Origin of the sequence: Micromonospora yasonensis, from assembly GCF_026013475.1 — a bacterium.
Classification (GTDB): Bacteria; Actinomycetota; Actinomycetes; order Mycobacteriales; family Micromonosporaceae; genus Micromonospora; species Micromonospora yasonensis.
In genome coordinates this window covers 21,826-37,229 of record NZ_JAPDPH010000052.1, presented here as the reverse complement: position 1 = coordinate 37,229, position 15,404 = coordinate 21,826, and the positions used below count along the sequence as shown (strand labels likewise).

Below are 15,404 nucleotides of genomic sequence, written 5' to 3'. Positions count from 1 at the left end.
GGGTCCGGGTCCAGGTGCTCGACCGGCCGACCACCGAGCGGGCCGGCGTGGCCGGCCTGCTGGTCACCGTCGGGGCGGCACGCGCCGGCCGGGTGTCGGTCGAAGTCGACTACTCCTCGTTCCGCGCCGCCTTCGGCGGGGACTGGGCGTCCCGGCTTCACCTCGTGCAGCTGCCGGAATGCGCGCTGACCAGCCCGCAACGCCCGGAGTGCCGAGCCGAGCGGGCGCTGCCGACCCAGAACGCGGTTCGGGCCGGAAAACTCACCGCCGACATTTCCCTCGGTGCGACGGCGACCCTGCTGGCGGTCACCGCGGCACCGGCCGGCAGCGCCGGCAGCTACTCGGCGACCTCGCTGGCCGCCTCGGCATCCTGGGAGGCCGGCGGTTCGTCCGGCGACTTCAACTGGACGTACCCGATGGACGGACCGCCAGCATTCGGCGGCCCGGAGCCCGACCTGAACATTTCCTACTCCTCGGGCAGCGTGGACGGCCGGACCGCCGGCACCAACAACCAGGCGTCGTGGGTGGGCGAGGGCTGGGACCTCAACGAGGGTTTCGTCGAGCGGCGGTACAAGTCGTGCTCGGACGACGTGACGACCACTCCGAAGCCGTACGACCTGTGCTGGGAGACCGACAACGCGTTCCTCACCCTGAGCGGCCGCACCATCGAACTGGTCAAGGACGACACCACGGGCGCTTGGCGGCTGCGCAACGATGACGGCTCCCGGGTGGAGCGGTTGAGCGGTGCCACGAACGGCGACAACGACGGTGAGTACTGGAAGGTCACCAGCCGCGACGGCACCCAGTACTTCTTCGGGCTCAACCGGTTGCCCGGCTGGACCACCGGCAACGAGGTGACGAACTCGGCGTGGACCGCGCCGGTTTTCGGCAACGACACCGGGGAGCCCTGCCACGCCTCGACCTTCGCGACGTCCTACTGCGACCAGGCCTGGCGGTGGAACCTCGACTACGTGGTCGACCCGGACGGCAACGCCATGTCGTACTTCTACACCACCGAGACCAACTACTACGGTCGTAACCTGACCGCGTCGGCCGGGACCGCTTACCACCGTGGCGGCTACCTGACCCGGGTCGACTACGGCCAGCGCTCCGACACCATGTATTCGGCGCCGGCGCCGATGCGGGTCGACTTCGGCGTCGAGGAGCGGTGCGCGGCGGGTGCGACCTGCGGCACCGGTGCGATCACCAAGGACACCGCGAAGAACTGGCCCGACGTACCGTACGACCTGGCCTGCGCTGCGGGCGCGACCTGCACCAACCTGTTCGCCCCGACGTTCTGGACGCGCAAGCGGCTGGCCAGCGTCACCACCCGGCTGTGGGTCTCCGGGACCACCTACCGTGACGTCGACACCTGGACCCTGGGCTACCAGTTCCGCGACCCCGGCGACGGCACCTCGCCGGCGCTGTGGCTGGCCTCCATCACCGACACCGGCAAGGTGGGCGGCAGCATCGCCCTGCCGGCCGTCACCTTCGAGGGCACCCAGCTAGAAAATCGAGTGGATGCGCAGGAGGGCATCCCCCCGATGTACAAGTGGCGGGTCACCGACGTGTACGACGAGTCGGGCGGGCACGTGCGGGTCAACTACTCGGCCAAGGAGTGCACCCGGGCGGCGCCGCCGACCCCGGACTCGAACACCAGCCGGTGCTTCCCCCAGTACTGGACGCCGGAGGGCGCCACGGCGCCCCAGCTCGACTGGTTCCACAAGTACGTCCCGATCCAGGTCCTCTCCGACGACCAGTCCGGCATCGCCGGGATCGAGGAGACCGACTACGAGTACCTCGGCGGCGGGGCCTGGCACCACGACGACAACGAGCTCACCCCGGCCAAGTACCGCACCTGGAGCGAATGGCGCGGGTACGGCCGGGTCCGGGTCACCCACGGCGCGTCGGGCGAGGTGCGCTCCCAGCGCGAGACGCTCTACCTGCGGGGCATGGACGGCGACAAGTTGACCAGCGGCGCCCGCAGCGTCTCGGTGACCGACTCCGAGGGGGTCGGGGTGGCCGACCACCCGGCGCTCGCCGGGTTCGTCCGGGAGTCGATCACCTACAACGGGGTCGGCGGCGGCGAACTGGACGGTGAGATCGACGATCCGTGGATCTCGGCCGCCACCGCCACCCACGGGTCCACCAGGGCATACCTGACCGGAGTGGCCAAGAAACGCAACCGGATCGCGTTGGCCTCCGGGTACCGGCGCACCGAGACCCGGACCAGCTTCGACTCGTACGGCCTGCCGACCCAGGTCAGCGACCTGGGCGACACGTCGACGAGCGCCGACGACGAGTGCAACCGGACCACCTACGCCCGCAACACCGGGGCCTGGATGGTCGACTACGAGGTGCGCGTCGAGCGGGTCTCGGTGAACTGTTCGGTGAGCCCGTCCCGTCCGGCGGACGTGCTCTCCGACGTCCGGACCTTCTACGACGGCTCCACCACCTTCGGCACCGCGCCGACCCGGGGCGACGAGACACTGACCCAGGAGCTCGTCGACTATGCGGGCGGCACCCCGACCTACGCGCAGGTGACCCGGGCCAGTTACGACAGCTACGGCCGGCCGCTGACCTCGTACGACGCGCTGAACCGGAAGACCAGCACGGCGTACACCCCGGCCAGTGGCGGGCCGACCACCGGCGTCGCCGTCACCAACGCGCTCGGACACACGACGACCACCACGCTGGAGCCGGCCTGGGGCGCGCAGGTCGCCACGGTCGACGCCAACCTTCGCCGTACCGACCTGATCTACGACCCGCTCGGCCGGCTCACCGCGGTCTGGCTGACCGACCAGTCCAAGTCCGGCGGTGAGCCGGCGAACCTGAAGTTCTCCTACCTGGTGCAGGCCTCGGGACCGAACGTCGTGACCACGCAGAGCCTGCGCGACGACGGCGGCTACGACCCGGCGTACGCTTTCTACGACGGCCGGCTGCGGCCGCGGCAGACCCAGGAGCCGGCCTCCGGCGGCGGCCGGGTGGTCACCGACACCTTCTACGACTCCCGTGGCCAGACGGTGAAGACCAACGCGCCGTACTGGAACAGCGCGGCCGCCGGCACCACCCTGCTGACCGTCGCCGACAACGCCGTGCCCGCGCAGACCCGCTTCGTGCAGGACGGCGACGAGCGGGAGACCAACCAGATCCTGCTCTCCTACGGCGTCGAGAAGTGGCGTACCACCACCAGCTACGGCGGCGACCGAACCACCGTGGACCCGCCGGCCGGCGACCCCCCGACGACCACGATCACCGACGCCCATGGGCAGACCATCGAGCTTCGCCAGTACACCTCGGGGTCGCCCACCGGCAGCTACGACGCCACCACCTACACCTACACCCGCTCGGGTGACCTGGCGACGGTCACCGACGCGGCGGGCAACGTCTGGCGGTACGCCTACGACCTGCGCGGGCGCAAGGTGCGCGACGACGACCCGGACAAGGGAACCACCACCTACACCTACGACAACGCCGACCAGCTGCTCACCGAGACCGACGCCCGCGGCACCACCCTGGCGTACAGCTACGACGGCCTGGGCCGCCGGACCGGCCTCTACGAGGGGTCGACCGCCGGACCGAAGCGGGCCGCCTGGACGTACGACACCCTGGCCAGCGGTGCGGTGGTGAAGGGCCAGCCGGCGACGGCGACCCGGTACGTGAACGGCAACGCCTACACCACCGCGGTCAACGGCTACGATCTGCGCTACCGTTCGCTCGGCAGCACGGTCACCGTCCCGGCCAGCGAGGGCAACCTGGCCGGCAGCTACCGGGTGAACACCGGCTACACGGCCACCGGGCTGCCGCTGTCCGCCTCCTACCCGGCTGCCGGAGGACTTGCCGCGGAGACCCTGCGGTACGGCTACGACGGTGACGGCCGGTTGCAGACCGCCCAGACCGGGCTGGCGACCATGCTGACGGCGGCCAGCTACACCCCCTACGACGAGCCGGCGCAGTACACCCTGCAGGCGGTTGCCGGGAAGCAGGTCGCCCAGACCTTCTTCTACGACGACGCGACCCGCCGGTTGACCCGCTCCCTGGTGGACCGCACGGTCTCCCCGACGCACCTGGCCGACGTCAACTACAGCTACGACCCCGCCGGCAACGTCACCCGGATCGCCGACACGCCGCTCGGCGGGACGGCCGACACCCAGTGCTTCAGCTACGACTACCTGCGTCGCCTGACCCGGGCCTGGACGGCGACGGACAACTGCGCCGCCGCCCCGAGCCCGTCGGTGCTGGGTGGGCCGGCCCCGTACTGGCAGTCCTGGACGTACGACAAGACGGGCAACCGGCTCACGGAAACCAACTACGACACCACCACCGGCGCCGGGGTGACCAGCACCTCGACCTACCCGACAGCCGGCTCACCGCAGCCGCACGCGCTGTCCGCGGTGGCTACCGCGGGGCAGACCAACTCGTTCAGCTACGACAGCACCGGCAACACCGTCGGCCGGAATGTGGCCGGCTCGGCGCAGATCCTGACCTGGGACCCCGAGGGCCTGCTGGCCTCGGTGACCGAGGGCGGCAAGACCACCGACTACCTGTACGACGCGGACGGCAACCGGCTGATCCGCCGGGACGCGAACGCGGTCACCCTCTACCTCGGCGGCACCGAGCTGAAGTTGACGAAGGCGACCGGGGCGGTGTCCGCCACCCGCTACTACCCGCTCGGCTCCGTCACCGCGGTGCGGACCGCCGCCGGCCTCACCTTCGAGGCCGCCGACCGGCACGGCACCGCACAACTGTCCATCGACGCTGGTGACCTCGCTGTCATCCAGCGCCGTTACCTGCCCTTCGGCAAGCTGCGGGGGGCCATTCCGAGCTGGCCGACCGAGAAGGGCTTCGTCGGCGGCACCGTCGACCCGACCGGACTGACCCAGCTCGGCGCCCGGGAGTACGACCCGGTGACCGGACGGTTCATCTCGGTCGATCCGCTGATCAACCACAACGAACCGCAGCAGATGAACGGGTACGCCTACGCCAACAACACCCCGATGACCGAGAGCGACCCGGACGGTCGCTGGTCGTACGACCCGGTCGGCGGCCACTACTGCGACGCCTGTGGCGGCTACGACACCCCGAACGCCCACAAGAGCAAGCCCAAGAAGAAGAAGTCGACGAAGAAGAAGTCCTCGGGCTCGGGCGGCTCGCACTTCTGCGACGGCTGCGAGTACGGCGGCAGCGGCAACCACCACTACCACCCGAAGCGCAAGAAGATCTCGCCTGCCTACCTGCACATGTACGACCAGAAGAAGGCGGCCGAGGCGCGGCGGCTGGCCCGCGAGTACGCGGCCAAGAAAGCCCGGGAGGAGGCCGCGAAACGGGCCCGGCTGGCCGCGCTGAAGGCCAAGAAGGACCAGTGGATGCACTGCATGGCCCGGTACGCCGGCTACACCAGCATCTGCGGCAAGGATCCGATTCCGCGACATGGTGGCCTCTACGACCATCTCTACAAGCACGTGGGCATCAGTTGGACGCTCTGCGTAGGAGTGTGCGGGAAGATCAAGTTCCAGAACGGCAAGGTCAGCGTGAACGGATCGTTCAACAGCAACCCGGCCACGCCCGGCATCGGCTCGGTGTTCCCGACCATCTCCTACTCCCACCGGTCCCACGGGCGCCACGACACCAGCGTCTCGGGCAGCATCGGTCGATGGGGTGGCGGTTACGGCATCGACGAGAAGACCGGCAAGATTGATCCGGACGACTGGGACGTCTCGGTCGGCACCAACCCCGCGGGTGGGTTGATCGGCACCGACAACCGGGGCATTTCGGGAGGTGGAGTGAGCGGGACCTACACCATCTGGAGCAAGTGTCTACGCGGCTCCTGCCAGTAGCCGCACGTGAACCGGCTGGCCGTCGTGGCGATCTCGCCACGGCGGCCAGCCGCGTTCCGCCAGGCCCAACCCGGCAAGCGGTGGAAGCATGGATCGCGGCAACCCGCCGTCTTGTCGACGCGGGTTGGGGAACCCTGACGAGGCCGCCGACGACAGCCCCGTCCCGCGTACTCTCTCGAACGATCTGCCGGCGCCGGTCGGGCGCAACGACATCGCACCCCCACAGACACCGCTGCCCGGCATGATCGTGTCGATCATGCCGGGCAGCGGTCATGCCCAGGGGATTCGCCAACAGCGTCCAGAATGGATCTGGGATTCGCCGTTGGATCCAAATCCGGCACCCGGATTACCCGTTCTAGGCTGCATGACGAGGCGCTGGTTTTCAACCGGAATTGGCCGCGCTGCGGGCCACCACATTAGTTGTTGGAAAACGACCACAGGTAGTCGAGCGGCATGGTGGCATAGTTCTGAAGAATGCCACCACTCACCTCTTTCCTGCCGGACTCGCTCCAGTCGAAGTTGCACCTCGCCCAGGTGCCAGCGGTATGAGGGTTACGGCAGTACCGGTCTCGCACGCCGAATTCGCTTTCGATGTACGCCATCGCTGCGAAGCCGTCGGCGTGGTTGTCCTTGACGTACACGTAGTCACCGTAGTAGTCGACGCAGACAATAGTGGAGCCGTAGTACGCCGACGCGGTAGTGCACACGCCGGCCGGGTACGCGACCTTCACGCCGGTTTGACAGGACGCGTTTGAGCTTTCACATGCAACGAAGTAGAGGTCACCGCTGGCCATGCTCGGCGTCGAGGTAGCGAACACGGTGACGGCCGTGACCGCAAGGGCGAGGAGCCCGGACCGGATCCGCCGGCTCCAAGCGCGCCGGAGGGGTGAAAGGCCCACAAGGACCGTCTTCATGCGACTCATCAACAGCATCCATTCTCTGGACATGAACGCGACAACAGTCGTCATCCTCCCAACAGAATCCGGTCATCAATCATCAATGCCGACTATTCTTGAACGAATCTTGAGCTAACGGCCCGGCCACGCGCGGTACATGCGCCAGTTGACGCTCTGCGATTGGGGTGGAGGCGTCGAAACCGGCAAGGGTGGGAGCCGTCATGCCTGCACCATCCACGGGAGCCGCAATGACAGGCTGCGTTACCGCACTCCGGCTCGTCTTCGACTATTGCAAGGCAGCCGGTCATCTGCAGGGCGCCCGTTCGGTGGGTCGCGGCAGTTCCGGCAGGTCCAGCCGAGACCCTCCGATCTCCCTTCCGGTCAAGCGGAGGCCTCGACTCGGGTCGGGAAGGCCGTGGATTCGTCGTAGAGCTGGCGGGTGGGTCAGGCGCTGGTGCAGGCAACGGAGGAACCGGTTGGGTCGCCCTCGACCGAGTCCTTCGTCTCGCGCACCAGCAACGCCGGGCCACCGACGTGCTGCCCCGCATGATCACGACGATTGACGGAGCCGTACGGCGGCCTTCTCGACACCTGCACCATGACGGTCCGCTCGTGCCGTCTTTAGTGTCATGCCACGTACGCTCTTCGGCCGCGCGGTCCCCAACCTGCGCTGAGGGTCGCCAAGGGAGATGCCAAGGGAGAATGCGGTGAGAACGAAACCCCTCGTGGCGGGTGCGGTCGCTCTGGCGACGGCTGTCGTAGTGCAGCTGTATGGAGCCGGCGCCGCGTCCGCCTACGAGCCGCCAGACTCGGGTCCGTCGGACAACTCCGCCCATGGCGGTCCGGCCATCGACGATGTCCACAATGTTCCGACGACCGCCGTCGCGGGCAACGTCACGTTCATCGACAACGTCAGGGGAGTCAGCGGCTACTCGGCGCTGAACTTCATCAACTACGACAAGTACGGCTACGACTTCATGTTCGCCAACGGCACCGGCGGCCTCGCCGTCTGGTCGCTGAAGGACCCCGAGCACCCGGCCCTGGTCTCGAAGATCACGGCGGCCGAGCTGCGCCTGCCGGGGGACACCCAGGACAGGTTCTGGGAAGGCGAGAACATGACCGTCGACCCGAAGCGCAAGCTGGTCTTCCTCATCCGGGACCCGCGCGGCTTCGGCGGCACCGTCTCGACCGGTCAGTCCGGCGTCTACATCGTCGACGTCAAGAATCCTTGGAAGCCGGAAATCGTCACCTTCCACCCGATTCCGGCCGGGCACACGGCCACCTGCATCAATGACTGCAAGTACCTGTGGTCGGTCGGTCCGGCCAACACGGGGACGCCAGGCCAGGACCCCTCCTGGAAAGGCGTGCCGGTGCGGGTGACCGACATCCACGACATCAAGCACCCGTACACCTTCGACCAGGCGGTCGATCTCGGTCGGCACGACGGGGTCACCGACTACGTGCACAGCGTTGACGTCGACAAGGACGGCATCGCCTGGGCCTCCGGTGAGGGTGGCGTGCGCGGCTACTGGACCGAGGGCAACCACTACGACCCGGTGCAGAAGCGCAACCGCGTCGCGACGGCGTACGACCCGGTGCCGTACGCGGGCGGGACCGTCGTCGCCACCAACCCGGAGGGCACCGCCTTCTTCGACTTCTTCGACCATAACGCGTACCACAACACGGAGAAGGTCGGCGCCTTCGACAAGGGCGAGCTGCTCTACATCACCAACGAGAACATCACGACCTGCTCACGGGCGGGGGAGTTCAAGATCGCCTCGTTGAAGGGCAGCTACGACGGCGAGGGCTGGCGTTCCACGCCGGAGGATCCGTTCCGGCTGGAACTGATCAGCCACTGGTCGCCGTGGGGCAAGGAGGGATCGGCCACCACCGGTAGCTGCTCCGCGCACTGGTTCACGGTGAACGGCAACATCGTGGCGCAGGGGTGGTACGGGCAGGGCACCCGCTTCATCGACGTGTCGGATCCGAGGAACCCGACCCAGGTCGGCTATTTCCGCGTGCCGTCGGGGCAGGGCGTGACCGGTGGTTCGGCGTCGGCCGTCTACTGGCACAACGGGCTGGTCTACGTCGCGGACTACAGCCGGGGTGTCGACGTCCTGCGGTTCGACGGCAAACTGGCCGGCGCGCCGGACGAGAAGATCTGTTGGAACTCGTGCGACAAGTAACCGTCTGAGCGAAAGCACCGGCCCGAGCGTGGCGACCGCTGCGCCCGGGCCGGCTTTCGATGGTGACGGACATGGAGGTAGATCGGTGCGACGCAGAGGTGCCGTGCGCGTGCTCGCGCTGGGCGCGGCCGCGCTGGTGGTGAGCGGTCTGCTCGCCGCGTGCTCTGCCTCTGACGAGGGCGGGGGCGCCGCGAGGCTGCGGGGCGAGATCACGTTCGGGGTGCTGGCGCCGCTGTCAGGCGACATGGCTGAGCGTGGGCAAGACCTCGTCGACGGGGCGCAGCTGGCTGCCGCTGAGCTAAACGACCAGGGCGGGGTGCTGGGGCGGCAGGTGAAGTTGGCCGTCGAGGACGGCGGCTGCGCGCCGGCGACCGGCGAGCAGGGGGCGACGCGGCTGGCCGCCAAGAGCGTCGCGGGGGTGGTCGGCGGGCTGTGTGAGAACGCGGCGGTGGCGGCGGCGAACGCCGTGGCCGCGGAGGGCACGCCGTTCCTGGTCTCCTCCGCACGCGCCGACCGGCTGATCGAGGCCGGGTTGCCGTCGGTGTTCCCGATGGAGGGAACGGTCTATCAGGAGGCGCTGGCCGCGGTGCACTGGATGGGCTACCGGAGCGCCCAGCGGGTGGTGGTGCTCGCTGACGGCTCGCCGGCGTCACAGCGGCTGTCCGGCCTGGTGACCGACAGGGTCAAGGCCGACGGCCTGACGGTGAGCAGGCAGAGCGCCGAAGCGAACCGTCCTGATCTCGCGGGGCTCGTCAGCACCGTCACCGCTGCCAAGGCGGACTTCGTCTACTGGACGGGGGCAGCGGAACCAGGTGGACGACTGGTGAGCGCACTACGCCAGGCCGGTTACACCGGCTATTTCATGGCCTCCTCCGAGTCGGACAGCCCCGAGTTCCTACAGGCCGCCGGCGCGGCGGCCGAGGACGCGTTCCTCACCACGGCCGCGGGCCCCCGGCTTCTCCCGGCAGCGGCCGACTGGGCAGCGCGCTTCAAGGACCGCTTCCGACGGGACCCGGGCCGTGACGCCATGCAGGCCTACGACGCGCTCCGCGCGATGGCACAGGCGGTGCGCCAGGCGGCGGACACCGCACCGTCGAAGGTCGTCGACAACCTCCCGCGGCTCGAAGGCTTCACCACCTTCACCGGGACGCTCCGCTTCGCCGCCGATCACTCGCTGAGGTACGACAACTACGTCATCGCCCAGGTCCGCGGCGGCACGTTCACCCTGGCCAGCAAGCTGCGTACGGACTAGGTCGGATGACGCGCAGCATGTACCCCGCAGGCCAACGCTGGGCCCGGCTGGTCACGCGGCTGGCGGTGGTCCTCCTCCTCGCGACCGGCGGCCTGGTCACGGACCTCGCGTCCACCGCGCATCCGGCGTACGCCCACGCCTACCTGCTGGAGACCTCGCCGGTCGACGGCGAGGTGCTGACCGCGCCCCCGGCTGAGGTCCGGCTCCGCTTCAACGAGGCGGTCAGCTTCAACGAGCGGTCGATCCAGCTGCTCGACACGACGGCGAAGAAGCTGGCGATCGGCACCCCTGGTCACGTGGACGGGAAGGCCAACACGGCGCGGGTCAGCCTGCCCACGGATCTGACCGAGGGAACCTACGTCCTGGCCTGGCGGGTCACCTCCGCGGACTCGCACGTGGTGTCGGGTGCGCTCAGCTTCAGCATCGGCCAGCCGAGCGCAACGACCGCCCCGGTGGAGCAGGACGCCCACCGAGCCGTCCTCGTCGTCGACGCGGTCGGCCGCGCCCTGGCCTTTCTCGGTGTGGCCCTCGCCCTCGGTGGCGCCCTATTCGTCGCCGTGCTCTGGCCCGCCGGCCGCACCGACCGCCGCGGCCGGCGCATCGTGTGGTCAGGATTCGCCGTGCTGGCCGCCGGCACCGTGGTGGTCCTGCTCGTACAGGGGCCGTACGCCGCAGGCACATCGCTGGCCGGAGTGTTCGACCCCGACCTGCTCGGCGCGGCGCTGTCCACGCGGTTGGGCCACGCCCTGCTGGCGCGGCTGGTGATCGTGCTCGCCCTCGGCGTGGCCTTCGGGATCGCCGTACGCCCCAGCTCTCCCGCCGCCACCACCGGGACGGCCGGCGCCGGAGCGGCCGGCGCCACCCGCCGGATCGTCCTGCCCGCGGTCGCCACGGTCGGCGCCGTCGCCCTGACGCTGACCTGGACGCTGGCGGATCATGCGCAGACCGGCGTGCAGACCTGGCTGGCCGTGCCGGCGACCAGCCTGCACCTACTCGCCATTTCCCTGTGGCTGGGCGGCCTGATCACGCTCGCGGCCTGCGTCCTCATCCCGCTCGGGAGGCGGGCGACCACCCCCGTCATCACCCTGGAGCCCGCGCTGCCGAGATTCTCCCGGCTCGCGCAGATCTGCTTCGCGATGATCGCGGCGACCGGCGTCTATCTGTCCTGGCGGCAGGTGGGGACGTGGGCCGCGCTCGGCGCAACCGACTTCGGACGGCTGCTTCTCGGCAAGCTCGCCGCCGTCCTCGCCGTGGTGGGTCTCGCCGCCGGAGCGCGGCGGTTCGTACGGCGACGCAGCCGCGAACCCCTCGGCCTCGACGCCGTCCCCTCCGCCGCGGTGCGCCGGCTGCGCCGCTCGGTCGTGGGCGAGATCCTGCTCGGGGTCGCAGTCGTGTCGATCACGGCCGTCCTCGTCAACACCGCCCCGGCCCGCACCAGCTACGCGCCGCCGGTGCACACCACCGTCCCCATTCCCACCAACGCCGTGGACCGGGCCGGCCCGGCCGCCGGGCTGCGGGACGGCTCGGTCGAGGTGAAGATCGAGCCGGCGAGGTCGGGCAGCAACGTGGCCGACATCTACCTCACCGGGCCGGACGGCTCGCTGGTCGCGGTACCCGAGATCTCCGGCCAGCTCGAATCACGGGACCGCGAGGTCCCGGCACTGCCCGTCAACGTCTCCGCGGCCGAACCCGGTCACTACGTGGCGAACTCGATGTCCATCCCCTTCCCGGGGGCCTGGGTGCTGCGGCTGGACATCCGAGTCTCCGATTTCGACGAGACACCCGTGCGCGTCCCGTTCACGGCACGGTGAAAGGTTGGTGACACATGCGAGGCGCTGACCGGAAGGCGTCCCGGAGCCGATCGACCGCAATCGCCGTCGGCTTGCTCGCCCTCGGCGTCCTGGCGGGCTGCTCCAGCGGGAGTCCGGCACCCCTGGCCAAGCCGCCCTACACGGTGGACTCCGTCCGGTTCGGCCTCGTCAGCCCCGGTGACCTGGGCGAAGGCGCGACCGAGATCAAGGACGAGGGCCACTCCTCGCACGTCGTCTACACGCCCCCGAACAGCATCCCGACCTGTCCGTACGTCCAACGGTCCGAGGACGTCAAGGTGAATGTGGAGCCGGCAATCGAGCCGGTGGGTGGCAATCCGACCGGACGGACCATCGTCGCGCCACAGCGTGTGGGACCGTCGTCGCTGCCGGTCGTCACACAGGGCGCGGTGGTCTTCCAGAACTCCTCGCTCGTCGACGACACGATGAACACCGTCCTCGCCGAGGCCACCAAGTGTCCGGCGGCGTTCAGCGTGCTCGGCGGACCGCCGACCGTGGTGGGCGACTACAAGGTCGGCAGCCGGTCGATCGAGATCAACGGATGGAAAGGGTTCGCCCAGCATCTCGTACACACCTCGCCCCCAGAGGTGAACCCGGACACCTACGACGATCTGGTCACCGTTGTGGTGCACAAGGCGAACGCGATCATCTACGTCGGCTACGCCCAGATCAAGTCCGTGGGCAAGCGCGCCGACTCCGACGAGAAGGTCAAGGCGTTGATGAAGACCACGCTGGCCCGCCTCGGCTAGCGCGAGTATCTGCGCCGGAACGCGTACGGCGGCTGCAGCCGCCTTGTTCGAATGATGATTCTCGACGAATGGAAAACTGGAGAACGCCCATGCTTCGCCGAGCCGTACGTGGCCTCGTAACCGTAGGCGTGGCGGCCTGCCTGGTCGGCGTCATTCCGACGGCGGCGTTCGCGCACGTGACGGTAAACCCGGGCACGGCCAGTCAGGGCGGCTACGCCGCCCTGACGTTCCGCGTTCCGACCGAAAGCGACGACGCGAGCACCACCAGGATCGAGGTGCAGTTCCCGACCGACTCCCCGCTGGCCTCGGTCTCGGTGAAGCCACACCCCGGCTGGTCCTACGAGATCACGAAGAAGAAGCCGGCCACGCCGATCAAGGCGCACGGCGCGCAGATCAGCGAGGTCATTGACAAGATCACCTGGACTGTGGCGGACCCGCAGTCGGCGATCAAGCCGGGGGAGTACGACGAGTTCTCCGTGAGCGCCGGACCACTGCCCGCGACCGACCAGCTGGTATTCAAGACGCTCCAGCACTACAGCGACGGCGAGGTCGTGCGCTGGATCCAGGAGCCAGCCCCCGGTACCGACGAGCCGGAGCGGCCCGCGCCAGTGCTCCGGCTCGTGCCCGAGGTGAACCCGGCATCGCCCCCGGCGACGGGCGCCGAGCAGGCGGCTGTGGCCGTGGGCCGCGCGCCTACGACCCAGTCGGATGAGGGGGTCTGGTGGGCGGTCGGGCTGTCCGTGGCCTCGCTGGTGATCGGCCTCGTGTGCGCGACGATCACCGTGCGATCGCGCCGGACGCGATAAGCCACAACGATCACGTCGTGGAGCAGGGTTGTTGCCAGGCGCGCGGCGCGGTCCAGTGGCGCAGCATGGCGACGATGCGGAACAGGAACACCAACACCGCTGCGCCGGTGGCGACGACGGGCATTGGCAGGTCGGTGTCCCGCGCGGTGATGTCCCGAAGCACCCCGCCACCAACGGCGGTGGTGATCCCCAGCAACACCGCCTGCAGCGAACCGAGGTGGAAGTCGAGGGCCTTGAGGGTGCCGGTGACGCAGAACAGCCCGAGCCCAGCGGCGTCGAAGACCAGTACCGTGAAGGCCAGCCGCCGTACCACGGGATGGACGAAGAACGTCACCACCGCAGCGACCAACGGGATCACCAGGTAGCTGATGTTTGTGAAGGCGGCTGGCGGCGTGTCCCCGATGATCAGGTCACGCAGAGGCCAACCAGCTCAAGGATGTCGATGACAGTGCGTGCTGTCACGCCCTCTCCGTCGGAGAGGACGCTGCCAACGCGCCGAGGGTGAGAGGAGATGAGACGGGGCGTTCGGCGAAGCCGGAGGTGCGGGAGGCCTCTTGACCGAGGATGCAGCCGACGGCGTAGCCGCAGGTACGTGCCTGGCAGTAACCCATGCCGGCTCGGGTCAGCATCTTCGCCGACCGGCCGTCGTGCGCGTCGAGGTCCTGCTGCATGGACCGCAGCGCCCCGAAAGAAACCTCCTCGCAGCGACAGACGGTCGTGTTGTCGGACAACCGGTCCACCCATCCTGCGGGCACCGGGTGGGACCGGTGCATCGCCTGCGCGAAGCGGCGGAGCGCCGCCCGCGAGCGGCGCAGCCGGGGTGCGACGGACGAGGCGCCGGCCGCGACGGTACCGGCGATCTCGCCTTCCACCGTCGCAAGCGCGGCGCCGCCCACGCCGCAGGCTTCGCCGGCGACAAAGACGCCCTCGACCGATGAGCGCTGCTCGTCGTCGACCTCGCACACCAGTGACCCGTCGACATCCACGCGCGTCGCGCAGCCGAGCGCCAGCGGCAGTTCCAGTTGCGGGGTGAAACCCCAGCCCACGGCCAGCACATCCACCGCGATTGTGCGCTCACTCCCGGATACCACCCGGCCCTTGCGGTCCAATCGCATGGTGGTAACGCGTTCCACGGCGTCCGTGCCGTGGGCGGAGACCACGACGGACCGGGTATGGACCGGGATGCGGTGCCGCGCCAGCATCCGGGCGTAGCTGGCACCCTCACCGAGCTTGTTCACATTACGGATCACGGCGCCGAGTTCACTCAGCCACGCCAACGGGGAGGCGGCCTCGTGAACGCCCAGGACGTTCGCTCCCGACTCTGACAGGCCGGCCGCGACCGGAAGCAGGAAGGGGCCGGTTCCGGCCACCAGCACCCGCGGTCCGGCAACGACGCCGTGGCCCTTGAGCAGGGCCTGCACACCCCCTGCCGTCATGACGCCCGGAAGATCCCACCCGGGGAACGGGATCTGACGGTCGTACGCCCCCGGCGCGAGGATGAGCCGACGGCTGCGGAGTTCGACGGCTCGTTCGCCCCCACCGGTCCGGTCGATCACGTGCACGACGAAGCCGTCGGTGTCGCGGGTGACCGTCCACACGTGGTGCTCGGAGAACTGGGCGACGGCCCGGAGTCCGGCCACAAGACGGTGATATGTCGCCAGGCCATGGTGAAGGTGGGCCACCTCGGCGGCGGACACGCCATCCTCGCTGGGGGCCGGGTGGCGCCAGTACTGGCCACCGGGCGCCACGCCGGCGTCCACGATGGCCGTACGCGCGCCGGCGCGGGTGGCGCTGGTCGCGGCGGCCAGTCCGGCCGGCCCGGCGCCGACCACCAGCACGTCGAACATCC

9 protein-coding genes are annotated in these 15,404 nt (G+C 69.3%); 6 read left to right on the top strand and 3 right to left on the bottom strand.

The annotated features are described in order from the left end of the window. Positions 1-14 precede the first annotated feature (14 nt). A complete protein-coding gene (locus ONA70_RS13810; RefSeq protein ID WP_265006811.1) occupies positions 15-5,837 on the top strand; it encodes an RHS repeat-associated core domain-containing protein in 5,823 nt (1,940 codons plus the stop codon). 416 nt (positions 5,838-6,253) lie between these two features. Here ONA70_RS13810 and ONA70_RS13805 read toward each other — a convergent pair whose 3' ends face one another. Continuing rightward, positions 6,254-6,805 carry a hypothetical protein gene (locus ONA70_RS13805; protein ID WP_265006810.1) on the bottom strand — a complete coding sequence of 184 codons (552 nt, stop codon included), beginning with the start codon at positions 6,803-6,805 and terminating at the stop codon, positions 6,254-6,256. Positions 6,806-7,440: 635 nt separating this feature from the next. On the opposite strand from ONA70_RS13805, the gene ONA70_RS13800 reads away from it, so the two are divergent. The 5 genes from ONA70_RS13800 (at position 7,441) to ONA70_RS13780 (ending at position 13,555) form a co-directional block, all read left to right on the top strand. After that, positions 7,441-8,919: an LVIVD repeat-containing protein gene (locus ONA70_RS13800; protein ID WP_265006809.1), complete on the top strand. Its 1,479-nt coding sequence runs from the start codon at positions 7,441-7,443 to the stop codon at positions 8,917-8,919. Between the two features lie 109 nt (positions 8,920-9,028). Beyond that, positions 9,029-10,171, top strand: coding sequence for a branched-chain amino acid ABC transporter substrate-binding protein (locus ONA70_RS13795; RefSeq protein ID WP_265006808.1), 1,143 nt, complete (start codon positions 9,029-9,031; stop codon positions 10,169-10,171). 5 nt (positions 10,172-10,176) lie between these two features. Further along, the gene (locus tag ONA70_RS13790) at positions 10,177-11,982 is read left to right on the top strand and encodes a copper resistance CopC/CopD family protein (RefSeq protein ID WP_265006807.1); all 1,806 of its coding nucleotides are present in this window, start codon (positions 10,177-10,179) and stop codon (positions 11,980-11,982) included. 14 nt (positions 11,983-11,996) lie between these two features. Next, positions 11,997-12,749, top strand: a complete 753-nt coding sequence (locus tag ONA70_RS13785; protein ID WP_265006806.1) for a hypothetical protein — start codon at positions 11,997-11,999, stop codon at positions 12,747-12,749. Between the two features lie 128 nt (positions 12,750-12,877). Next, the gene (locus tag ONA70_RS13780; RefSeq protein ID WP_265006805.1) at positions 12,878-13,555 is read left to right on the top strand and encodes a YcnI family copper-binding membrane protein; all 678 of its coding nucleotides are present in this window, start codon (positions 12,878-12,880) and stop codon (positions 13,553-13,555) included. A gap of 10 nt (positions 13,556-13,565) precedes the next feature. Here ONA70_RS13780 and ONA70_RS13775 read toward each other — a convergent pair whose 3' ends face one another. After that, positions 13,566-13,892 carry a trimeric intracellular cation channel family protein gene (locus tag ONA70_RS13775; protein ID WP_265006804.1) on the bottom strand — a complete coding sequence of 109 codons (327 nt, stop codon included), beginning with the start codon at positions 13,890-13,892 and terminating at the stop codon, positions 13,566-13,568. A 121-nt stretch (positions 13,893-14,013) separates the two neighbouring features. Further along, complete coding sequence (locus ONA70_RS13770) at positions 14,014-15,402, bottom strand: NAD(P)/FAD-dependent oxidoreductase (protein WP_265006803.1); 1,389 nt, start codon at positions 15,400-15,402, stop codon at positions 14,014-14,016. Between the last annotated feature and the right edge of the window lie 2 nt (positions 15,403-15,404).

Bases quoted from the DNA above. Each gene is read 5' to 3' on its own strand.
- ONA70_RS13805 (WP_265006810.1), bottom strand. From the start codon at position 6,805: ATGACGACTGTTGTCGCGTTCATGTCCAGAGAATGGATGCTGTTGATG.
- ONA70_RS13770 (WP_265006803.1), bottom strand. From the start codon at position 15,402: ATGTTCGACGTGCTGGTGGTCGGCGCCGGGCCGGCCGGACTGGCCGCC.
- ONA70_RS13785 (WP_265006806.1), top strand. From the start codon at position 11,997: ATGCGAGGCGCTGACCGGAAGGCGTCCCGGAGCCGATCGACCGCAATC.
- ONA70_RS13790 (WP_265006807.1), top strand. From the start codon at position 10,177: ATGACGCGCAGCATGTACCCCGCAGGCCAACGCTGGGCCCGGCTGGTC.